Source organism: Blastococcus sp. TF02-8, assembly GCF_003319175.1.
GTDB lineage: Bacteria > Actinomycetota > Actinomycetes > Mycobacteriales > Geodermatophilaceae > Blastococcus.
In genome coordinates this window covers 162,514-183,613 of sequence record NZ_QOHK01000003.1, presented here as the reverse complement: position 1 = coordinate 183,613, position 21,100 = coordinate 162,514, and the positions used below count along the sequence as shown (strand labels likewise).

The following is a 21,100-nucleotide window of genomic DNA, read 5'->3' as shown; positions in this document are numbered from 1 at the left end:
CTTCTGTGGTGACGGCACCGCCCACTATCGACGACCCCCCGGGAGCCAGCCATGCCCGACCCCACCGCCGACCCCACCACCGACCACGAGGCCGAGTTGCTCACCATCACCGAGGCCGCGGACGTGCTCCGCGCCCCCGTCGCCACCCTCCGGTACTGGCGACACCTGGGCATCGGCCCGCACAGCTTCCGACTCGGCCGGCGCGTGCTGTACCGCCGCGCCGACCTGCGTACCTGGATCGACGCACAGGCAGGCCAGTCCCCGCGTCGATAGCCCCCCCTGCTGAGAGCGGCTGGACCCGGCACGGGACCGCCCGCGACTCCGGGCACATGGTCAGGCCTTCGGGCCAAGCCCTGTCTGTGGACGACGACGGACATCCACAGAAGCCGAACGGGCCGGGCTCTGGCAGCGCCGGAACGGCGACGCTGCTCAACACGCCTCGAGAGGAGGAGCGATGGGGTGGATGGGCCCGGTCGTGAACGGCCAGGAGCCTGAGGGCTGGGTGGTGCCGCTGTTCGCCGACGGCGCGCACGGCGCCGGCACCAGCAGCGCCCGCGGTCGGCTGATCGCCCGCCGGCCCGACGACGGGCCCTGCGACGGCGACCGGGTGCGGCTGACCTACCGCGACGGCTCCACCGCCGAGGGCATCTGGTCCGACGGCACGCTTCTCCGCGGCGACGGGATCGTGCCCGCGCCCAGCACCGGTCAGGACCGCCTCGAGGTGATCGACCAGGCCGAGCAGTGGCGCCCGGACGCCGCGGTCGTCGGCTGGGCCGCCGGCTGCACCTGCGGCTGGCGCGGCACTCCCTGGACCCGCGTACCACCGGAGCTGACCGACCCCGCGGCGCGGCGACTCGCCACCGCCGGCCCGTGGGCCGACCTGGAGGCCGCCGACGAGAACCGGGTGATGGCCGAATGGCGCCGGCACATCGCCGGATGGCAAGCCCTCGAAGATGTCGAGGCGGCCGCCGCCCGGCAGGCCGCCGCCAACCGCGCGCTGGACGATGCGGTGCGGGCCGCACTCGCCGCCGGAGCCTCGTGGGCCGACATCGGCCGGGCCGCCGGCATGACCCGCTGGTCGGCCACCGAGCGGTGGTCCACCCGTGACTGAGCAGACGACCGGCCACCCCGAACCGAGCGAGGACGCCCGGCCAGGGCAGCGCACCGTGCTCGTCGTCGACCTCGACGGCGAGCCGCTGGCGCCGCTGCGCGCCCTGGAAGAGATCCTGCTGTGCCTGGGCACGTGGGAGGACGACGACCGGCAGGATCCGAGCGCCGGCACGGAGCCGCTGCAGCTGCCGGCGCCACTGGCCGATCGGGTCGCCCTCTCCGCCGTGCAGCGCCTCCTCACCAACCTGGCGCCCACCCAGTCCCGGGGACCCGGGCGCGGCCGGCTGCTCGCCCCGGACGGCCGCTACGAGCACGCGCCGATGACCGCGCTTACCTTGCCCGCCGCCGACATCGACGTCCTCTCCGCAACCGCCGCAACCCCTCGGCCACCCGCGGCTGGACTCCGACATCGCCGAGCTGGTCGACGCCCACGCCGAGCAGCTCGGCGACACCTACCGGCGCGCTGGCCGCACAGACCTGGTCGCGCTCCTCGCACGGCTGGCCGGTCTGCTCGACCTCTCTCCCACCGACGACACCCGACTGCTCACCGCCCGGCTGCGGGCAACCCCGCCCGGCACCGACTGCGTGCTCAGTGACGCCGAGGAAGCCGCCCACGCCCGCACCGCCGACCGCATGAACCACATCTGGGCGCACGGCTCCGGCATCGACCGCTACCTGTACTGACCCGCGCGGCCGCCCCCAGTCGGCGAGCCGCCATGCACCATCCCGCGGGAACACGCGCGACAGACGCTCGGGCCGAACGCGATGGGGCGGAGTCCTCGTTGCTCGACGGCGATCGACGAACCGACGTCACACCGTTCTTGGTCCGCACCGAGTCCGCAGAAAGTCCGCAAATCGTCCGAAGATGGCCACTCTCACCCGTCAGTGGCCAACGACATAACGGCAGGTCAACCGCGGAATTGGACGCTTGTCCGCAGGTCAGCCAACCAGCCGAATCGCCCTCCGGAGGCGGGTGCGCAGGTTCGAATCCTGCCGGGGGCACATCAGCCAGGCTGTTCCGGCCCGCACCGTCGCCACGGTGCGGGCCGGAGTCGTCTGCGGCCGCACCACGAGGAGCGAGGCGCGAACCGTGCGAGCAGTGGTCTTCGACGCCGTCGGTGCGCCGCCGGAGGTGCGCGAGGTGCCCGAGCCGGTGGCCCCACCTGCGGGCGTCGTCGTCCGTGTCCACGCCACGGGGCTGTGCCGCAGCGACTGGCACGCCTGGGTGGGCCACGACGACATCGCCCTGCCGCACGTGCCCGGGCACGAGCTGGCCGGGGTCGTGTCGGCCGTCGGCGCCGGCGTGACCCGCTGGGCGGTCGGTGACCGGGTCACCGTGCCGTTCGTCGAGGGCTGCGGCGTCTGCGCCTGGTGCCGCTCCGGCAACGCGCAGGTCTGCCCCGCGCAGGAGCAGCCCGGCTTCACGCACTGGGGGTCCTTCGCCGAGCAGGTCGCCCTGCACGCCGCCGACACCAACCTCGTCGCGATCCCCGACGGGGTCGGCTTCGAGGCGGCCGCCGCGCTGGGCTGCCGGTTCGCCACCGCCTACCGCGGCCTGGTCGCGCGCGCGGCCCTGCGTCGCGGCGAGTGGCTGACCGTCGTCGGCGCGGGGGGCGTGGGGCTCAGCGCGGTGATGATCGCCAAGGCCCTGGGCGCCCGCGTGGTGGCCGTCGACCGCAACGCGGAGGCGCTCGAGGTGGCCCGCGAGCTGGGTGCGGACCACGTGCTGCTCGCCGACGGCTCCGACGTGCCGGCCGCCGTGCACGAGCTCACCGACGGCGGCAGCCACGTCGCCGTCGACGCCGTGGGCAGCGAGCAGACCTCCGCCGACGCCGTGCTCGGCCTGCGCCGGCGCGGCCGGCACGTCCAGATCGGGCTGCTCGCTCCCGAGGACGGCGGCCTTCCCCGGCTGCCCATGGGCCGCGTGATCGCCTGGGAGCTGGACGTGCTCGGCAGCCACGGCATGGCCGCGGTCGACTACCCGGGCATGCTCGAGCTGATCGAGCGGGGAGCGCTCGCGCCGCAGCGGCTGATCGAGCGCGTGGTCGGGCTCGAGGAGGCCGCGGCCCTGCTGCCGGTGTTCGACCGCGCCACCGTGGCCGGCATGACGATGATCGATCCGCTGCGGTAGGTCCGCGAGGCCGGTGACCCAGGTCTCGTCCGGCTCGGCTAGCGTCCGCGGCCATGCAGAGCAGCGGCATCCAGAAGGCCACGGTCGGCGACGTCGAGATCGCGTACGAGACCTTCGGCGACCCCTCCCACACCCCCGTCCTCCTGGTGATGGGCCTGGCGACCCAGATGATCGGCTGGCCCGACGAGTTCTGCGTCGGCATCGCCGAGCGCGGGCACTTCGTGGTCCGGTTCGACAACCGCGACATCGGCCTGTCCACCCACCTGGACCAGGCCGGTCCGGCCGATGTGATGGCGGTGCTCGGTGGCGATCGCTCCTCGGTCGCGTACGGGCTGCCCGACCTGGCCGAGGACACCGTGGGCCTGCTCGACGCCCTCGGCCTGGACAGCGTGCACCTCGTGGGCGCCTCCATGGGCGGCATGATCGCCCAGCTGGTGGCCATCGCCCACCCCCGGCGGGTGCGCAGCCTGACCTCGATCATGTCGACCACCGGCGACCCCGCGGTGGGCGCTCCCGCCGAGGCGGCTCTCGGCGTCCTGCTGGCCGCGCCCGCGAGCGACCGGGAGGGCGCGATCGAGCGCGTCGTCGACACCTACCGGGTCATCGGCTCCCCGGGCTTCGAGTTCGACGAGCCCTCGGTCCGCGACCGCGCCGGGCTCTCCTTCGACCGGGCCTACGACCCCGCCGGGGTCTCCCGGCAGCTCGCCGCCATCCTGAGCACGCACGACCGGACCGGCGACCTCGGGAAGGTCGCGGTCCCGACGCTGGTGATCCACGGCGAGCAGGACCAGCTGGTGGACGTCTCCGGCGGCCGGGCCACGGCCGCCGCGGTGCCGGGCGCCGAACTGTTCGTGGTCGACGGGATGGGGCACGACCTGCCGCGCGAGCTGTGGGAGCAGCTCACCGACCGGATCACCGCGCTCGTCGAGCGGGCCGAGCAGGCACGGTGACCCCGGCCGGGGGCGGGACTCAGCTGGTGAGCATCCCGCCCTCGACCGGGATGGTCGTGCCGGTGACGTAGCCGCCGGCGTCGCTGACCAGGAACACCAGGGCCGCGGCGAGCTCACGCGGGTCACCGGCCCGGCCGGCCAGCACCCGGGCCATCTGCTGGTCGAGGTAGCCCTCGGGGTACTGGTCGGTCATCTCCGAGGCGAAGAAGCCCGGCGCCAGCGCGTTGACGCGGATGCCCTTGCGCCCGGTCCACTGCTGCGCGAGGTCGCGGGTGAGCCCGATCAGGCCCGCCTTGCTGGCGGCGTAGGCGGCCTGCGGCAGCCCCGCGGTGGTCAGGCCCAGGATGCTGGAGATGTTCACGATGGAGCTGCCGGGCTTCATCACCCGGCCGCAGGCCTGCGCCATCCAGTAGCAGCCGTTGAGGTTGACGTCGATGACCGAGCGGAACTGGTCCGGGCTCTCGCGGGTGGCGGGTGCGGCCGTGCCGATGCCGGCGTTGTTGACCAGGATGTCGACCTTGCCGAACTCGGCCATCGCCGCGTCGACCAGGCCCTGGCAGTCCTCGACCTTCGCGACGTCGGTCTGCACCGAGACCGCGCGCCGCCCGGTCTCCTCGACCGCCCGCTGTGTCTCGGCGAGCCGGTCGACCCGCCGGGCGCCGAGGACGACGTCGCAGCCGGCCTCGGCCAGCGTGCGGGCGAACACCGCGCCCAGCCCGGAGGAGGCACCGGTCACGATGGCGACCCGGTCGTCGAGGCGGAACATGTCGAGGATCGAGCGGTCGGGCATGGCTGGGACTCCCCCGGGACGGGTGCTGGGACGGGTGCTGGGACTTTCCGCCCACCGTATCGAGGCTGTGCGGTACATCACCCGTCGAGCCGGGTAGGACCCCGCCGTCGAGCAACCGGCGAACTGGGGGACCGATGACCAACCTGGCACAGAACCTGCTCGACGCCGCCGACGAGGCGCCCGACCACGTGGCGCTCCGGATGGACGACGTCGCCCTCACCTACCGGGAGTTCGCCGACGCCGCGCTCCGGGTCGCGGCGGCGCTGCAGGACCGCGGGGTCTCCCCCGGGGACCGCGTCGGGATGGTGCTGCCCAACGTCGTCGCCTTCCCGGTCGTCTTCTACGGGACGCTGCTGGCCGGTGCGGCCGTCGTCCCGATGAACCCGCTGCTCAAGGCCCGGGAGGTGGAGTACTACCTGCAGGACTCGGGGGCCCGGGTCGTGGTGGCGCTCGCCGGGTCGTCCGGGCCCGTGGAGGAAGCGGCCGGCGGCGTCGGCGTCGAGGCGGTCGCGGTGAGCCCCGACCTGCCGCGCGAGCTGCTCGGCGACGAGTGCCTGACCGCGGCCACCGACCGGACCGACGAGGACGACGCGGTCATCCTCTACACCTCGGGCACCACCGGCCGACCCAAGGGCGCCCAGCTCACGCACGCCAACCTGCGCAGCAACGCCCGCACCGGCGGGCGGGACCTGGTCGAGTCCACCCGGGACGACGTGATCATGGGCTGCCTGCCCCTCTTCCACGTCTTCGGGCTGACCTGCGGCCTCAACGCCGCCGTCCTGGCACGGGCCTGCCTGACCCTCCTCCCCCGCTTCGACGGAGCCAAGGCGCTGGAGATCGTCGCGCGCGACCGGGTCACCATCTTCGAGGGCGTCCCGACGATGTTCTCGGCGATGCTGCACGCGCCCGACCACGACCGGTACGACATGTCCAGCCTGCGCCTGTGCGTCTCCGGCGGGTCGGCCATGCCGGTGGAGGTGATGCGGAACTTCGAGCAGGAGTTCGGCTGCATCATCCTCGAGGGCTACGGGCTGAGCGAGACCTCCCCGGTCGCCTCGTTCAACCACCCGCACGCGGAGCGCAAGCCCGGCTCCATCGGCACCCCCATCGAGGGCGTGGAGATGCGGCTGGTCGACGACGACGGCAAGGACGTGCCGCAGGGCGAGGTCGGCGAGATCGCGATCCGGGGCGAGAACGTCATGAAGGGCTACTGGCAGCGCCCGGAGGAGACCGAGAAGGCGATCCCCGACGGCTGGTTCCGCACCGGCGACCTCGCCCGGCAGGACGAGGACGGCTACTTCTTCATCGTCGACCGCAAGAAGGAGATGATCATCCGCGGCGGCTACAACGTCTACCCGCGGGAGATCGAGGAGGCGCTCTACGAGCACCCGGCCGTGGCCGAGGCCGCCTGCGTCGGGGTGCCGCACCCCGACCTCGGCGAGGAGGTCGCCGCCGCGGTGGCGCTGAAGCCGGGCCAGGAGGCCGATCCGCAGGAGCTGCAGGCCTGGGTCAAGGAGCGGGTCGCGGCCTACAAGTACCCCCGCCACCTCTGGCTGGTCGACGCGCTGCCCAAGGGGCCGACCGGCAAGATCCTGCGCCGCGCGGTGGAGGTCCCGGAGGGCGTGCGATGAGCCAGCCGCCCCGGTGGCGGCAGGCCTACGACGCCGTCGACCGCGCGGTCACCCCGCACGCGGAGGGCCTGGTGCGCACCCCCGGTTTCGCCCTCGGCGTGGCCCTGCTGCGCAAGGCGACGACGATCGCCCGCTCCTCGGCCCAGGACCTGACCGCGCGCGCCTGGCACCTGGTCAACCTGCCCGCCGGCAGCGACGTGCACCGGCTGCGGGCGCAGGTCGGGGCCCTGGACCGCGAGGTCCGCCGGCTCACCGTCGCCCTCGAGGCCGAGCGCCGTCGCACCCAGCCGCCCCGCACGACCCCGTCCCGCCTCCCGGAGGACAGCCATGCCGACCGTGCCCAGCCCGCAGACGATCCTCGACCGCGTCCGGCGCGACGTGGAGCGCAACGCCCTGCGGGCACGTAACGGCATCCGACTGGTGGCCGGCGTCGACCGGCCCGGCGTCGGCTGCACCCCCAAGGACGTCGTCTGGGAACGCGGGCGGACCCAGCTGTGGCACTACCGCAACGACCCGGAGACCTACGGCGGGGTGCGGCACTCCCCTCCCCTGCTCCTGGTGTTCAGCCTGATCAGCCGCAGTTACATCCTCGACCTGTCGCCGGGGAACAGCTTCGTCGAGCAGCTGCTGCGGGCCGGGTTCGACGTGTACATGGTCGACTGGGGTGAACCGGACGAGCGCGACGCCGCCAACGGCCTGGAGGACTACGCCGACGACTACATCCCCGCGGCCATCGACCGGGTGCTGGAGCTCTCCGGGGCCGACGAGGTCAACCTCTTCGGCTACTGCTTCGGTGGGGACCTCTCGCTGCTGCACGCCGCGCACCACCCCGACTCGCCGCTGCGCAGCCTGACGGTGCTGGCGACCCCGGTCGACTTCCGGCACATGGGCCCGCTGGCCGACGTCTTCGCCGTGGGCGGTCTGGAGGTGGACTCGGTCGTCGACGAGAACGGCAACGTGCCCCCGCAGGTCGTCGTCCAGGGGTTCCGGACGCTCACCCCCACGGCGGAGGTGACCCGGTACGTGACCCTGTGGGAGCGACTCTGGAACGACGAGTACGTGGCCTCCTACCAGGCCATGACCGGGTGGTCGGACGACCACGTGCCGTTCCCCGGCAGGGCCGCCCGGCAGACGGTGCGGATGCTCGTGCGGGACAACGGCATGCTCGACGACCGGCTGACCGTCGGGGGCGACCCCGTCCACCTGGCCGACATCCGAGTGCCGTTCCTGACCGTGCGCGCCGAGCGGGACCACATCGTCCCGGCCGCGGCGAGCGAACCGCTGATCGACCTCGTGGGCTCACCCGACAAGCACGAACTGGTGCTCCCCGCCGGGCACATGGGCCTGGTCGTCGGCCGCACCGCGGCGAAGACGACGGTGCCCACGATCATCGACTTCCTGCGACGACGCAGCGACGCCGTCGAGGCGCCCGGCATGGCGAAGGGGGCCTGAGGTGACCGAGGACGTGCAGACCCCGGAGGTCACGGTCGAGGCGCTCGGCCCCGGTCACGCCGAGCCCCTGCAGCGCTTCTTCGCCGGACTGCCCGAGGGCGACCGCACCTTCATCAAGGAGGACGTCACCGATCCGGAGACGGTGCGGGGCTGGGCGGAGGACGGCACCGCGCGCTGGGTGGCGACGAGCGGGGACGGGCAGATCGACGGCTACGTGGCGGTCCGGCGGCTGTCCGGCTGGTCCGACCACGTCGCCGAGCTGCGGCTGGTCGTCGGTGGACGGCGGCGCGGCGCGGGGCTGGGCCGGCTGCTGGCCCGTCACGCGGTGACCGAGGCGATCTCCTCAGGGGCCACCAAGCTCGTGGTGGAGGTGGTCGCCGAGCAGGGGGCGGCGCTGGCGCTGTTCAGCGGGCTGGGTTTCCGCGGCGAGGCCCTCCTGGAGGACCACATCCGCGACCGGTCCGGGCAGCTGCGCGACCTGCTGGTGCTCGCCCACCGGGTCGACGCCACCTGGTCGGCGATGGACACCCTGGGTCTGGGCGAGGCGCTGGACGGCGTGGCCGACCCCGGATGAGGGGCGCGGGCCGGCACCCGGCACCCTGACCGGGTGACGGCCGCCCCACCCACGACCACCCGCCGGGCCTGGCTCCCGGTGGCGCTGACCATGTTCGCCATCGGCTGGGGCGCCAACCAGTTCGTCAGCCTGCTCGTGGCCTACCGGGACCGCTCCGGCTTCTCGGTGAGCACGGTCGACGCGCTGGTCGGCTTCTACGCCCTCGGGCTCATCCCGGCACTGCTGGTGCTCGGGCCGGTCTCCGACCGCCGCGGCCGGACGCCGGTGCTGCGCGTCGCCGCGCTCGTGTCGCTGCTGGCCACCGCCGTGCTCATGGTCGGCGATCTGTGGGCGCTCTACGCGGGGCGCTTCCTGGCCGGCCTGGCCAGCGGCGCTGCGTTCGCCGCCGGGAGCGCCTGGGTGGAGGAGCTGTCCACCGCGCGCTGGGATCCCTCGGCCAGGGAAGGTTCCGGAGCGCGCCGCGCGGCGATGTCCCTGACGGCCGGCTTCTGCCTGGGGCCGGTGGTCGCCGGTCTGCTCGCGCAGTGGGCCCCCGCGCCGCTGGTCACCGCCTACCTCCCGCACCTCGTGGTCGTGCTGGCGGTGCTGGTGCCGCTGTGGCGCTCCCCCGAGACCGTCGACCCGGCCGCGCTGCCCCCCGCAGCCGGGTCCCCGCTGGCGCGGCTCAGGGTCCGGTCCGCGGCCGACCCCCGCTTCCGGCGCGCCGTGGCACCGGTGGCCCCGTGGGTGTTCGGCGCGGCCACGGTCGCCATCGCCGTCCTGCCCGGGCTGGTCACCGGGAGCACGGCCGGCTGGACCGTCGCGTTCAGCGCGCTCGTCGCCGGCGGCACGCTGGGCACCGGCTTCCTCGTCCAGCCGACCGCCCGGCGGATCGCCGCGGGGTCGCCGCGCCGCGGGGTGGTGTGCGGGCTGGTCGCGGTGGTCGCCGGGCTGTGCGTCGCGGCCGGGGCCGCGGCGACGGCGTCCCCGTGGCTGGTCGCGCTCGCCGCCGTCCTCCTGGGCACCGGGTACGGGTGCTGCCTGGTGTCCGGGCTGCTGGAGACGCAGCGGATCGCCGCGCCCGGGGAGCTCGCCGGGCTGACCGCGGTCTACTACGCGCTCACCTACGTGGGGTTCGCCGCGCCCGTGGTGCTGGCCCTGCTGGCGACCCTGCTGCCCTACTGGGTGCTGCTCCTCGGGGCGGCGGGCCTGGCCGCGCTGACCCTCGCGGTCACCGCGACCGCCCCGCGGGAGCAACCGCTCAGCGCTCGGTGACGCGTCCGCCGTCGATCTCGAGCCGGCGGTCGGTCTGCACGGCCCCGAGCATCCGGCGGTCGTGGGTGACCAGCAGCAGGGTGCCGGTGTAACCCGCCAGCGCCTGCTCCAGCTGCTCGATGGCCGGCAGGTCGAGGTGGTTGGTCGGCTCGTCGAGCACCAGCACGTTCACCCCGCGCGCCTGCAGGAGCGCCAGCGCCGCGCGGGTCCGCTCGCCCGGGGAGAGGGTGACGGCCGGACGCAGCACGTGGTCGGCGGTCAGCCCGAACTTCGCCAGGAGCGTGCGCACCTCCGACGTCGGCCAGTCGGGCACCTCGGCACCGAAGGCGTCCATGAGCTGCTCCGGGCCGAAGAACCGGCCGCGCGCCTGGTCGATCTCGCCGATCTGCACCGACGGTCCGAGCGCGGCCGACCCCTCGTCCAGCGGGAGACGCCCCAGCAGCGCGGCCAGCAGCGTGGACTTGCCCGAGCCGTTCGCGCCGGTGATCGCCACCCGGTCGCCCCAGTCCACCTGCAGGTCGACGGGCCCGAGGGTGAAGCCGCCCCGTCGGACGACGGCGCCTCGCAGCGTGGCCACCACCGCGCCCGCGCGCGGGGCGGCGGCGATCTCCATCCGCAGCTCCCACTCCTTGCGCGGCTCCTCCACGACGTCGAGCCGCTCGATCATCCGCTGGGTCTGCTTGGCCTTGGCCGCCTGCTTCTCCGACGACGCCCGGTTCGCCGCCTTGATGTGCTTGTCGCCGTCCTTGGACTTCTTGATCGAGTCCCGGACGCCCTTGGCCATCCAGTTCTTCTGCATCTGCGCGCGGGCCTCGAGGCCGGCCTTCGTCTCGGCGTACTCCCCGTACTCCTCGCGCGCGTGCCGGCGGGCCACCTCGCGCTCGGTGAGGTAGGCCTCGTAGCCGCCGTCGTGCACCCGCACCAGCTGCTGGGCGAGGTCGAGCTCGACGATCCGGTTGGCGGTCCGCGCGAGGAACTCGCGGTCGTGGCTGACCACGACCACGCCGGCGCGCGCGCCGGTGACGAAGCGCTCCAGCTGGTCCAGGCCGGCGAGGTCCAGGTCGTTGGTCGGCTCGTCGAGCATCAGGACGTCGTAACGGGAGAGCAGCAGCGTCGCCAGCCCCACCCGGGCGGCCTGCCCTCCGGACAGACCGGTCATCAGCGCATCGAGCGCGACGCCGGGCGCCACGTCGGCCACCACCTCCGCGGCCCGCTCCTCCAGGTCCGCGCCCCCGAGGGCCAGCCAGCGCTCCAGGGTGTCGCCGTAGGCGTCGTCGGCACCGGGCTCCCCGGCCGACAACGCCTCGGTCGCGGCGTCCATCGCCGCCTGCGCGGCCGCGACCCCGGTGCGCCGGGCCAACGCGGCCAGGACGGTCTCGCCGTCGCGCCGCTCGTGCTCCTGCGGGAGGTAGCCGAGGGTGGCGGTCGGCGGGCTCAGCACGATGCTGCCCGCCTCGGCCGGGATCTCCCCGGCGAGGGTGCGCAGCAGGGTGGACTTGCCCGCCCCGTTGACGCCGACCAGCCCGACGACGTCACCCGGGGCGACGACCAGGTCCAGGCCGGAGAACAGCACGCGGGCGCCGTGACCGGCCGCCAGTCCGCGCGCGACGAGGGTGGCGCTCATGCCCACAGCCTGCCAAGCCCTGTGCGGCGGCCGTCGGCGCGGTCAGTCGCCCGTGGCGTCCTCGGCGTCGAAGGCGTCCTCGTCGTAGTGCGCGTCGCGGTCCTGCGGGTCGTCGGCGTGCCGGGGGCGGCGCACCAGCCACGGCTGCAGGTGGTCGTAGCCGCGGACCGAGACCCGCCGCAGCGGGCGCACGCGATAGGAGTCGGTGCCGCGGAGCCGGTCGGCGAGCTCGCGGTCGACCAGCAGCGCACCCGGCCGGGCCAGGGAGGTGAGCCGGCTGGCCAGGTTCACCACCGGCGAGTAGACGTCACCGAGCCGGGTCAGCACCGCGCCGAAGGCGGCTCCGACCCGCAACGGGGGGCGGTCCGCCGCGTCCCAGGCGTCCGGCAGCTCCAGGCCGATGTCGGCGGCGTCGGTCGCCGAGGCGGCGGTGAACAGCACGCCGTCGCCGACGGTCTTGACCACCCGGCCGTGGTGGCGGGCGATCACCTCGGCGGCGGTGCTCTCGAAGTCCTCGACCATGGCGCCCAGCTCACGGCCACCCATGCCACGGCTCCGGGACGTGTAGCCGACCAGATCGGCGAACCCGACCGCGAGCTCCCGGCGGTCGCCCGGCCCGGTCGCCGCCAGCAGCCGGTCGACGTTCGCCGCGAGATGCCGGCGCCAGACGTAGTCCTGCACCTCGCGCAGCCGCGGCAGGAGCGCCTCGGCCGCCGCCACCGCCTCGTCGGTGCTCACCGCCCCGTCGGGCCGGCCGGCACCCCGGGAGAGCGCGTCGGCCAGCATGTCGGTCTGCCAGTCGGCCAGCCGGGACAGCGACTGCCCCATGGCCCGCGCGATCGACGCCTCGCTGCCCGGACCGATGAAGCCCGAGTCGATGAGCGTGGAGAGCACGCCGAGCGCCGCGACGTCGGCATCGGTGAACGCCGGGTCGTCGTCGGCGGCGTCGGGGAAACCGAGGGCGCGCCACAGCCGCAGCGTGCGCTCCGGCGGCATGCCGGCCTGCTCGCCGACCTGCAGGCGCGTGTACCGCCGCGGACCGCCGAGCAGCAGCCGCTCGAGGGCCTCCCGTGCACCCGGACCGGGCGGCGGCGCCTCGGCGTCGTCCATGCCCGTCGCGGCCTCAGTCCGTGGTGTGCACGACGAGCACGTCGCACTGGGAGCGGCGGGTCGCATCGGCGGGCACCGAACCCAGCAGCCGCCCCTTGATCCCTGCCAGGCCCCGGTTGCCGACCACCAGCAGGTCGGCGTTCTCCCGGCGGACGACGTCCAGCAGCGCCTCCACCGGTGAACCCACGACGGCCACGGTGCGGACCTCGCCCGCGCCGGCCGCGCGGGCCCGGTCGGCCGCCGTGCGCACCGTGTCCTCCGCCGGGTGGGACCCGACCACCTGGTACGCCTCGTCACGGAGGACGTCCTGGGCGCGCTCCAGGTCGCGGTCCCCGCCCTCGGTCGGCAGGTAGGCGCAGGCGATCACGAGGGCGGCCCCGCTGGCGCCGGCGAGCGCCCCCGCGCGGGCGACCGCCCGCAGGGACGACTCGGACCCGTCGGTTCCGACGACGACCGTGGAGTAGGTGCTCGCGGCATCGCTCACGGCGGGCACTCTATGTGACCCGGGCGTGTCGCGCTGCCGGTCGCACGACGGCCCCACCGGCCCGGCGCGTGCGCTTGGATGGGCGGACCGGCCCTGCGGACGACGAGGAGCGCGCCATCCCCACCGCACCGACCCGCGTACCCGGCCCCGTGCGGGTCGAGGTGAGCGGACTGACCAAGTCCTTCGGCGCCGTGCGTGCCGTGACCGAGCTCGGGTTCACCGTCGAGCCCGGTGCGGTCACCGGCTTCCTCGGCCCCAACGGCGCCGGCAAGACCACCACCCTGCGGATGATGCTGGGGCTGGTCCGTCCCGACCAGGGAGCGGCGACCTTCGACGGCGTCCCGTACGCGGCGCTCCCGCACCCGGTGCGCACGGTCGGCGCGGTGCTGGAGACGGCGTTCCACCCCGCCCGTTCCGCTCGCAACCACCTGCGGGTCTACTGCCACGCCGCGGGTCTCCCGCCCGCCCGCGCGGAACAGGTCCTGGCCCAGGTGGGGCTGGGCGACGCCGCCGGCCGCCGCGCCGGCGCCTACTCCCTGGGCATGCGACAGCGGCTGGCGCTGGCCACCGCACTCCTCGGGGACCCCGCCGTCCTCGTCCTGGACGAACCGGCCAACGGGCTGGACCCCGAGGGCATCCAGTGGCTGCGCGGCTTCCTCCGCCACCTGGCACACGAGGAGGGCCGCACCGTGCTGGTGTCCAGCCACCTGCTGTCCGAGGTCGAGCAGACCGTGGACCGGGTGGTCATCGTGGGCGCCGGGCGGCTGGTCCGCGAAGGGTCCATGGCGCAGCTGCGCTCCGGCGCGGAGGGGAGCGTGCTGGTGCGCAGCCCCGAGCCGGCCCGGCTGGCGGAGGTGCTCCGCGGCGCCGGGATCGCGGTCACGGCCGCCGAGGACGGCGCCCTGACGGTGCTCGGGCGCAGCAGCGCGGAGATCGGGTCGCGCGCCTTCGCCGCCGGCATCGAGCTGCACGAGCTGCGGCCGCACGCCAGCGGCCTGGAGGAGATCTACTTCCGGCTGACCAGCGGGCGCGAGCAGTTCGCCGCCGCGGCGCCGGCCGCACCGGTGGAGGGCGCGCGATGACCGGCCTGGTGCGCGCGGAGTGGGCCAAGCTGTTCACCACGCGCGTCTGGATCGGGCTGCTGCTGGGTGTCACGGCGCTGTCGGTGCTGTCCGCCGTCATCACCACGGCGTTCGCCGGCGACCCGACGGTCGGCGTCCCCCCGGTGGGCACGCCGCTGTACGAGCAGCTGGCCCTCGGCAGCCCGTCACAGGCGGTCGTGCTGATGCTCGTGCTCGGGATCATCGGGACCACCCAGGAGTACCGGCACCGCACGGCGACCCCGACGTTCCTCACCACCCCTCGTCGCGGCCGGGTGATCGCCGCGAAGCTGCTGGCCTACGCCCTGGCGGCGGTTCCGTTCGCCGTGGCCGTCACCGTGGTGACCGACGCCGTGGTGGCCGGGTACGCCGGGGCGCGCGGCGCGGTACCCGAGCTGACGGGGGACAACCTGCGGGTCGTGGTCACCACGGCCCTCGCACTGGTGGTCTACACGGTCATCGGCGTCGGCGTGGGCGCGCTGGTCCGCAACCAGGTGGGCGCGATCGTCGGCGGACTGGTCTACGTCTTCGTCGTGGAGGGGTTGGTCCGCACGTTCCTCGGCGCCGTCTACACCTGGCTGCCCGGGGGTGCGCTCGAGGCGCTCACCGTCACGTTCCAGGGGCCGGACCTCCTCGAACGCTGGCAGGGTGGCCTGCTCCTCCTCGGATACGGTCTGGGCGCCGCGCTGCTGGGAACCCTGTTCGCCGTCCGGCGCGACGTGAGCTGAGCCCGAACGGCAGGAGTGGAGCCCCCGTGACGACCCGCATGACCGCCCAGCGACTCGGCCGGCTGATCGCCGAGGGCGACGCCGAGGCCGTCCGGTCGGCCGTCGCCGAGGCGCCCCGGCTGCTGTCAGCCACCGTGGAGCACGAGGGGCAGGACGGCTGGACGCCGCTGCACCTGGCCGTCCGCTCCGGGCGGGCGGAGGTGACGGGCGTCCTCCTGGAGGCCGGGGCGGACCTCGCCGCCCGCACGGAGGACCACCGCACCCCGCTGCACGTGGCGCTGGAGCACGCCCCGGCGCTCGTGCCGGAGCTCGTCGCCCGCGGCGCCGCTCTCGACGCCCCGAGCGCGGCCTACCTGGACGACGTCGAGCGGCTCGGCGCCGAGCTCGACGGCGGTGCGGCGCTGACCGACCCGGCCACGGGGGTCGACCTGCTCACCTGGGCGGCGTCCGGCGGCGCCGCCGGCTCCGCCCGGCTCCTCCTCGACCGCGGGGCCCAGGCCGACGGCAGCGCGCTGCACGCGGCGGCCGCCGGCGGTCACCTGGAGCTGGTCCGGCTGCTGCTGGACGCCGGGGCGGACGTCGACGGTCGGGACGCCGACACCGGCCGCACCCCGCTGCACACGGCGGTCGCCGCCGGCGCGGCCGGGAAGGGACCGGAGATCGTCCGGTTGCTGCTGGAGGCCGGCGCCGATGTCGACGCCACGACCCACGACGGCGCCAGCGCCCTGGACATCGGTCGGGTGGCCGCCGCGCGCCACCGCCCCGGCGACCTGGAGTCCGCCACGGGCCACGACGCGCTGGTCGCGCTGCTGGTCGCGCACGGCGCCACGCACTGATCTCCACCGTCCGGGGGCGCGCGGTCCCACGCCGCACCCGGACGCCCGCCGTCCACGGGCGTAGACTCGATACCCGGTTCAGCGACGCCCCTCAGACGCAGCCCCACGACGAAGAAGGCACTCGACCCCGTGTCAAGCGTGAGTTCATCCCGGCCCTCGTCCACCTCGTCCCAGGTCGCCGGGTTCGGCACCAACGAGTGGCTGGTCGAGGAGATGTACCAGCAGTACCTGGCCGACCCGTCCAGCGTCGATCAGGCGTGGCACGAGTTCTTCGCCGACTACCGCCCGGGCAGCCCGGTCGACGGCGGTGACCGGGAGGACGCGCCCAAGGCCAACGGCTCGTCCCCGGCCGCCCCCGCCGCGCCGAAGGCCGAGCCCGCCGCCGCCGCGCCGAAGGCCGCCGCCCCCGCGCCGGCCGCACCCGCTGCCCCGGCCGCGCCCGCCAAGCCCGACGTCCAGCGCCCGGCCGCCGGGTCCCAGCCAGCCGGGAGCGCGCCCGTGCAGAACTCCACCGCCCCCAAGCCGCCGGTCGGCGCAGGTGCGCAGTCCCCGCTCCGGGGGGCCGCCGCGGCCGTCGTCAAGAACATGAACGTCTCGCTGACCGTGCCGACGGCGACCAGCGTGCGCGCGGTGCCGGCGAAGCTCATCGCCGACAACCGCATCGTCATCAACAACCACCTGGCCCGCGGCCGGGGCGGGAAGATCTCGTTCACGCACCTGATCGGCTACGCGCTGGTGCGGGCGCTGGACGCGTTCCCGAACATGAACAACAGCTACGCCGAGGTCGACGGCAAGCCGGTGCTGGTCACGCCGGAGCACGTCAACTTCGGCCTGGCGATCGACCTGCCGAAGCCCGACGGCTCGCGGTCGCTCGTCGTCGCCTCGATCAAGGGCGCCGAGGAGATGGACTTCGCCCAGTTCTGGGCCGCCTACGAGGACATCATCCGCCGGGCCCGGCAGAACAAGCTGACGATGGAGGACTTCTCCGGCACCACGATCAGCCTCACCAACCCGGGCACGATCGGCACCAACCACTCGGTGCCGCGGCTCACTGCGGGCCAGGGCGCGATCATCGGCGTGGGCGCCATGGAGTACCCGGCCGAGTTCCAGGGGATGAACCCCGACGCGCTCACCGAGATGGCCGTCTCGAAGATCATCACGCTGACCTCGACCTACGACCACCGGATCATCCAGGGCGCGGAGTCCGGCGACTTCCTGCGCCGGCTGCACGCCCTGCTGCTGGGTGAGGACGGCTTCTACGACGAGGTCTTCCGGTCGCTGCGCATCCCCTACGAGCCGGTGCGCTGGATGCCGGACGTGCGGATCACGCGCGAGGGGCAGATCGACAAGGAAGCCCGCGTCATCGAGGTCATCGAGGCCTACCGGCGCAACGGCCACCTCATGGCCGACACCGACCCGCTCGAGTTCAAGGTCCGGACCCACCCCGACCTCGACATCCTCCAGCACGGATTGACGCTCTGGGACCTCGACCGGCAGTTCCCGGTCGGCGGCTTCGCCGGCGAGAAGCTGATGGCGCTGCGCGACATCCTCGGCGTGCTGCGCAACTCCTACTGCCGCACGGTCGGCGTGGAGTACATGCACATCACCGACCCGGAGGAGCGCGAGTGGCTGCAGAAGCGCATCGAGGTCAAGCACGAGCAGCCGGAGCGTGAGAAGCAGAAGCACGTCCTGGGCCGGCTGAACGCCGCCGAGGCGTTCGAGACCTTCCTGCAGACCAAGTACGTCGGCCAGAAGCGGTTCTCGCTCGAGGGCGGCGAGTCGCTCATCCCGGTGCTCGACGAGGTCCTGCTCGCCGGTACCGACCACGGCCTCGACGAGGTCGCGATCGGCATGCCGCACCGCGGTCGGCTGAACGTGCTGGCCAACGTGCTGGGCAAGAGCTACGCGAAGATCTTCGGCGAGTTCGAGGGCAACATCGACCCCGGCACCGTCCAGGGCTCGGGCGACGTGAAGTACCACCTCGGCGCCACCGGCACGTTCAGCAACCCGTTCAAGCCCGACGCCCAGATCGCGGTCTCGCTGGCCAGCAACCCCTCGCACCTGGAGACGGTCAACCCGGTCCTCGAGGGCGTCGTCCGCGCCAAGCAGGACATGATCGACAAGGGCGAGAGCGGCTTCACCGTCCTGCCGGTCCTGCTGCACGGCGACTCCGCGTTCGCCGGCCAGGGCGTGGTGCAGGAGACCCTAAACCTCTCCCAGCTGCGCGGCTACCGCACCGGCGGCACCGTGCACGTCGTCGTCAACAACCAGGTCGGCTTCACCACCAGCCCGGCCTCGGCCCGGTCGAGCCTCTACTCGACCGACGTCGCGCGGATGGTCAACGCCCCGGTCTTCCACGTCAACGGCGACGACCCGGAGGCCTGCGTCCGCGTGGCGCGCCTGGCCGTCGAGTACCGGCAGGCGTTCAAGAAGGACGTCGTCATCGACCTGGTCTGCTACCGCCGCCGCGGGCACAACGAGGGCGACGACCCGTCGATGACCCAGCCGCAGATGTACGACATCATCGACCGCAAGCGCTCGGTGCGGAAGCTGTACACCGAGGCCCTGGTCGGCCGTGGCGACATCACGCTGCAGGAGGCCGAGGAGGCGCTCAAGGACTACCGCGACCAGCTGGAGCGGGCCTTCGCCGAGACGCACGACGCCAAGGACGCCTCGAAGCCCGAGCCGGTCATGGACCCGCGGACGCCGCAGGAGTCCCAGGTGAGGACGGCGATCACGCCGGAGGTCCTCAAGACCATCGGGGACGCGCACGTCTCCTTCCCGCCGGACTTCACCCCGCACCCGAAGCTGCAGAAGATGCTGGAGCGTCGCGCGGCCATGGCCAGCGAGGGCGGTATCGACTGGGCCATGGGCGAGCTGCTCGCCTTCGGTTCGCTGCTCATGGAAGGTGTCCCGGTCCGGCTCGCCGGTCAGGACTCCCGCCGGGGCACGTTCGTGCAGCGGCACTCGGTGCTCATCGACCGGGAGAACGGCTCGGAGTACACGCCCCTGGCCAACCTCACCGAGGACCAGGCGAAGTTCTTCGTCTACGACTCGCTGCTGAGCGAGTACGCCGCGCTCGGCTTCGAGTACGGCTACTCGGTGGCCAACCCCAAGGCGCTGGTGCTCTGGGAGGCGCAGTTCGGCGACTTCGTCGACGGCGCCCAGATGGTCATCGACGAGTTCATCAGCTCCGGCGAGGCCAAGTGGGGCCAGCGCTCCGGCGTGGTCATGCTGCTGCCCCACGGTCTCGAGGGCCAGGGCCCGGACCACTCCAGCGGTCGCATCGAGCGGTTCCTGCAGCTGTCGGCCGAGAACAACATGACGGTCGCGAACTGCACGACGCCGGGCAACTACTTCCACCTGCTGCGTCGTCAGGCCCTCTCCGACGTGCACCGGCCGCTGGTCGTGTTCACGCCGAAGTCGCTGCTGCGGGCGAAGGTCGCCGTCAGCCAGGTCGCCGAGTTCACCGACGAGAGCTTCCGACCGGTGCTGCCCGACACGGGCGTGGGCGGCGAGCCGCTGGACACCGAGGCCGTGCGCAAGGTGCTGCTCTGCAGCGGCAAGGTCGCCTACGACCTCATGGCGCAGCGGGAGTCCGAGGGCCGCGCCGACACCGCCATCGTGCGGGTCGAGCAGCTGTACCCGCTGCCGGCCGAGCAGATCCGCACCGAGCTCGAGCGCTACCCGAACGCCTCGGACGTCGTCTGGGTGCAGGAGGAGCCGGCGAACATGGGCGCCTGGCAGTTCATGGCGGTCAACCTGCCCGAGGAGCTGCCGACGGGCCGGAAGCTGCGGCGGGTCAGCCGCCGCGCCTCGGCCAGCCCCGCGGTCGGTTCGGCGAAGGTGCACGAGGTCGAGCAGCGCAAGCTCGTCGCCGAGGCGTTCGCGGACTAGTCGCCGATGTACTTCACCGACCGGGGGCTCGAAGAGCTCCAGCAGCGGCGGGGCGACGAGCAGGTCACCCTCGCCTGGCTGGCCGACCAGATGCAGGCGTTCGTCGACCAGTTCCCGGACTTCGAGGTTCCCGTCGAGCGGCTGGCCACCTGGCTGGCCCGCGGCGGCACGGACGACGACGACCTGGACGACTGAGCACGTCGCGATCCTCCGGATCGCACCGCGGCCACGCGCCGTCCCCGAGTCGCGCTGAGCCCTGCCGCGGATCACAGGGAGGCCCCTCCGGGTCCATCCCTGTGATCCGCCGGGCCCCGGTGGGTGGGCGCGCCTCCGCCGTTCCCGGGCGGTAGGGCGCGACGCTGGGTGCATGCTCGGCCACACGCATGCGCTCTCCGGACTCGCCGTCGGTGCCGCGACCCTGCCGTGGGCGCCGGTGCACGGGCCGGTCGCCCAGGGCGCGTGGGTCGCGGCGGTGGGCGGCTTCGCGATGCTGCCCGACCTCGACCACCAGGGCTCCACGGTCTCGGACATGTGGGGGCCGGTCACCGATGTGCCCGCCGGCGGCATCGGGGCGATCTCCGGCGGTCACCGCTGGGGCACCCACGACGCCGTCCTGGCGCCGTTGGCGTTCGGGGCGCTGGCGGTCCTGGCCTCGAACGCGTTCTGGTCCAGCCTGCTGGTGCTGGCGCTGGCGATCGGGCTGGCGCTGCACGCCCTGAACTTCGTGATCCCGGGCCGGGCCGAGACGACGATCCTCGGGAACCTGGTCCTCTCCTGGGGCGGCGCCTGGCTGCTGCTGGCGCACATGCCGAGCCCGGGGTGGCTGCCGTTCGCGGTGGCGGCGGGCGTGCTGACCCACATCCTGGGTGACGCGCTCACCACCGCCGGCGTCCCGGTGCCGATCCTGTGGTTGGCCAGGCGTGCACGGATCGCCATCTCACCGCTGCGCACCGGGACCACCCTGGAGAAGGCGGTGCTGGTGCCGGCATTCGGGATCGCAGCGTTCTTCTTCGCCTACGCGAACACCGGCCTGCACACGGCGGTCGACCCGATCGTGGACCGACTGCTCAGCTCGGGCTGAGGCCCGCGCCGTCAGGCCAGGGCGAGGAACAGCTTCTCCATCTTCTGGACGTCCACGCCGTCCAGGCCGTCCTCGCTGCGGGTGAGGCACTGCTGCAGACCCGTGGCGACGATCGCGTAGCCGCTCCGGGCGATGGCCTTGTTGACCGCGGCCAGCTGGGTCAGGACCGACTCGCAGTCGGAGCCCTCCTCCATCATCTTGATGACGCTGCCGAGGTGACCGTGCGCGCGCTTCATGCGCGTGATGATCGCCTTGATCTCGGTGGGCTCGAGGTCCACGGGACGTCCTTCCGTCGGATCGCACGAGGTCGGCACCCGGGGCCGACCCCTGCGGCACCCCCTCTCCCGA

The 21,100-nt window shown here is 73.8% G+C and carries 20 protein-coding genes; 15 read left to right on the top strand and 5 right to left on the bottom strand.

Annotated features, from left to right (window positions below; genetic code table 11):
- Positions 1 to 51 precede the first annotated feature (51 nt).
- From DQ237_RS07970 to DQ237_RS07950, 4 genes are all read left to right on the top strand, one after another.
- The gene (locus tag DQ237_RS07970) at positions 52 to 273 is read left to right on the top strand and encodes a helix-turn-helix domain-containing protein (RefSeq protein ID WP_113798894.1); all 222 of its coding nucleotides are present in this window, start codon (positions 52 to 54) and stop codon (positions 271 to 273) included.
- A gap of 181 nt (positions 274 to 454) precedes the next feature.
- Positions 455 to 1,111, top strand: a complete 657-nt coding sequence (locus DQ237_RS07965; protein ID WP_113798893.1) for a hypothetical protein — start codon at positions 455 to 457, stop codon at positions 1,109 to 1,111.
- A gap of 972 nt (positions 1,112 to 2,083) precedes the next feature.
- Positions 2,084 to 3,241: a zinc-dependent alcohol dehydrogenase family protein gene (locus DQ237_RS07955; protein WP_240619488.1), complete on the top strand. Its 1,158-nt coding sequence runs from the start codon at positions 2,084 to 2,086 to the stop codon at positions 3,239 to 3,241.
- A 53-nt stretch (positions 3,242 to 3,294) separates the two neighbouring features.
- Positions 3,295 to 4,191, top strand: a complete 897-nt coding sequence (locus DQ237_RS07950) for an alpha/beta fold hydrolase (protein ID WP_113798889.1) — start codon at positions 3,295 to 3,297, stop codon at positions 4,189 to 4,191.
- Between the two features lie 19 nt (positions 4,192 to 4,210).
- Here the strand turns inward: DQ237_RS07950 and DQ237_RS07945 are convergent, their stop codons facing one another.
- Positions 4,211 to 4,981: an SDR family NAD(P)-dependent oxidoreductase gene (locus DQ237_RS07945; RefSeq protein WP_113798887.1), complete on the bottom strand. Its 771-nt coding sequence runs from the start codon at positions 4,979 to 4,981 to the stop codon at positions 4,211 to 4,213.
- A 134-nt stretch (positions 4,982 to 5,115) separates the two neighbouring features.
- Between DQ237_RS07945 and DQ237_RS07940 the strand changes: the two genes are divergently transcribed.
- The 5 genes from DQ237_RS07940 to DQ237_RS07920 are packed head-to-tail and all read left to right on the top strand — an operon-like array spanning position 5,116 to position 9,892.
- Complete coding sequence (locus DQ237_RS07940) at positions 5,116 to 6,612, top strand: long-chain fatty acid--CoA ligase (RefSeq protein ID WP_113798885.1); 1,497 nt, start codon at positions 5,116 to 5,118, stop codon at positions 6,610 to 6,612.
- Positions 6,609 to 7,019 carry a hypothetical protein gene (locus DQ237_RS07935; protein WP_113798883.1) on the top strand — a complete coding sequence of 137 codons (411 nt, stop codon included), beginning with the start codon at positions 6,609 to 6,611 and terminating at the stop codon, positions 7,017 to 7,019. Before DQ237_RS07940 ends, DQ237_RS07935 begins: the two co-directional genes overlap by 4 nt.
- Complete coding sequence (locus tag DQ237_RS07930; protein WP_113798881.1) at positions 6,940 to 8,064, top strand: alpha/beta fold hydrolase; 1,125 nt, start codon at positions 6,940 to 6,942, stop codon at positions 8,062 to 8,064. Before DQ237_RS07935 ends, DQ237_RS07930 begins: the two co-directional genes overlap by 80 nt.
- Before the next feature lies 1 nt (position 8,065).
- Entirely contained in the window at positions 8,066 to 8,638 is a 573-nt protein-coding gene (locus DQ237_RS07925; protein ID WP_240619487.1) for a GNAT family N-acetyltransferase, read from the top strand.
- A 33-nt stretch (positions 8,639 to 8,671) separates the two neighbouring features.
- On the top strand, positions 8,672 to 9,892 hold the full coding sequence (locus DQ237_RS07920) for an MFS transporter (protein WP_113798880.1): 1,221 nt from the start codon (positions 8,672 to 8,674) through the stop codon (positions 9,890 to 9,892).
- Here the strand turns inward: DQ237_RS07920 and DQ237_RS07915 are convergent.
- Genes DQ237_RS07915 through DQ237_RS07905 form a run of 3 tightly spaced genes read right to left on the bottom strand, consistent with a single transcriptional unit; the run spans position 9,879 to position 13,110 of the window.
- The gene (locus DQ237_RS07915; RefSeq protein ID WP_113798878.1) at positions 9,879 to 11,516 is read right to left on the bottom strand and encodes an ABC-F family ATP-binding cassette domain-containing protein; all 1,638 of its coding nucleotides are present in this window, start codon (positions 11,514 to 11,516) and stop codon (positions 9,879 to 9,881) included. The two genes, DQ237_RS07920 and DQ237_RS07915, sit on opposite strands and share 14 nt — an antisense overlap.
- A gap of 42 nt (positions 11,517 to 11,558) precedes the next feature.
- Positions 11,559 to 12,626, bottom strand: a complete 1,068-nt coding sequence (locus DQ237_RS07910; protein ID WP_113798876.1) for an adenylate/guanylate cyclase domain-containing protein — start codon at positions 12,624 to 12,626, stop codon at positions 11,559 to 11,561.
- A gap of 13 nt (positions 12,627 to 12,639) precedes the next feature.
- A complete protein-coding gene (locus DQ237_RS07905) occupies positions 12,640 to 13,110 on the bottom strand; it encodes a universal stress protein (RefSeq protein ID WP_113799401.1) in 471 nt (156 codons plus the stop codon).
- A 191-nt stretch (positions 13,111 to 13,301) separates the two neighbouring features.
- Between DQ237_RS07905 and DQ237_RS07900 the strand changes: the two genes are divergently transcribed.
- The 6 genes from DQ237_RS07900 to DQ237_RS07875 all read left to right on the top strand — a co-directional run bounded on the left by DQ237_RS07900 (position 13,302) and on the right by DQ237_RS07875 (position 20,752).
- Complete coding sequence (locus DQ237_RS07900; protein ID WP_113799399.1) at positions 13,302 to 14,192, top strand: ATP-binding cassette domain-containing protein; 891 nt, start codon at positions 13,302 to 13,304, stop codon at positions 14,190 to 14,192.
- Positions 14,189 to 14,938, top strand: a complete 750-nt coding sequence (locus tag DQ237_RS07895) for an ABC transporter permease (RefSeq protein WP_113798874.1) — start codon at positions 14,189 to 14,191, stop codon at positions 14,936 to 14,938. Before DQ237_RS07900 ends, DQ237_RS07895 begins: the two co-directional genes overlap by 4 nt.
- 26 nt (positions 14,939 to 14,964) lie before the next feature.
- Entirely contained in the window at positions 14,965 to 15,774 is an 810-nt protein-coding gene (locus DQ237_RS07890; protein ID WP_113798872.1) for an ankyrin repeat domain-containing protein, read from the top strand.
- Between the two features lie 138 nt (positions 15,775 to 15,912).
- Complete coding sequence (locus DQ237_RS07885) at positions 15,913 to 19,671, top strand: multifunctional oxoglutarate decarboxylase/oxoglutarate dehydrogenase thiamine pyrophosphate-binding subunit/dihydrolipoyllysine-residue succinyltransferase subunit (RefSeq protein ID WP_240619486.1); 3,759 nt, start codon at positions 15,913 to 15,915, stop codon at positions 19,669 to 19,671.
- A gap of 6 nt (positions 19,672 to 19,677) precedes the next feature.
- Positions 19,678 to 19,866, top strand: a complete 189-nt coding sequence (locus DQ237_RS07880; protein WP_113798868.1) for a DUF6104 family protein — start codon at positions 19,678 to 19,680, stop codon at positions 19,864 to 19,866.
- A gap of 172 nt (positions 19,867 to 20,038) precedes the next feature.
- Complete coding sequence (locus DQ237_RS07875; RefSeq protein ID WP_113798866.1) at positions 20,039 to 20,752, top strand: metal-dependent hydrolase; 714 nt, start codon at positions 20,039 to 20,041, stop codon at positions 20,750 to 20,752.
- A gap of 11 nt (positions 20,753 to 20,763) precedes the next feature.
- Here the strand turns inward: DQ237_RS07875 and DQ237_RS07870 are convergent, their stop codons facing one another.
- Positions 20,764 to 21,030 carry a metal-sensitive transcriptional regulator gene (locus DQ237_RS07870; protein ID WP_113798864.1) on the bottom strand — a complete coding sequence of 89 codons (267 nt, stop codon included), beginning with the start codon at positions 21,028 to 21,030 and terminating at the stop codon, positions 20,764 to 20,766.
- Positions 21,031 to 21,100 lie beyond the last annotated feature (70 nt).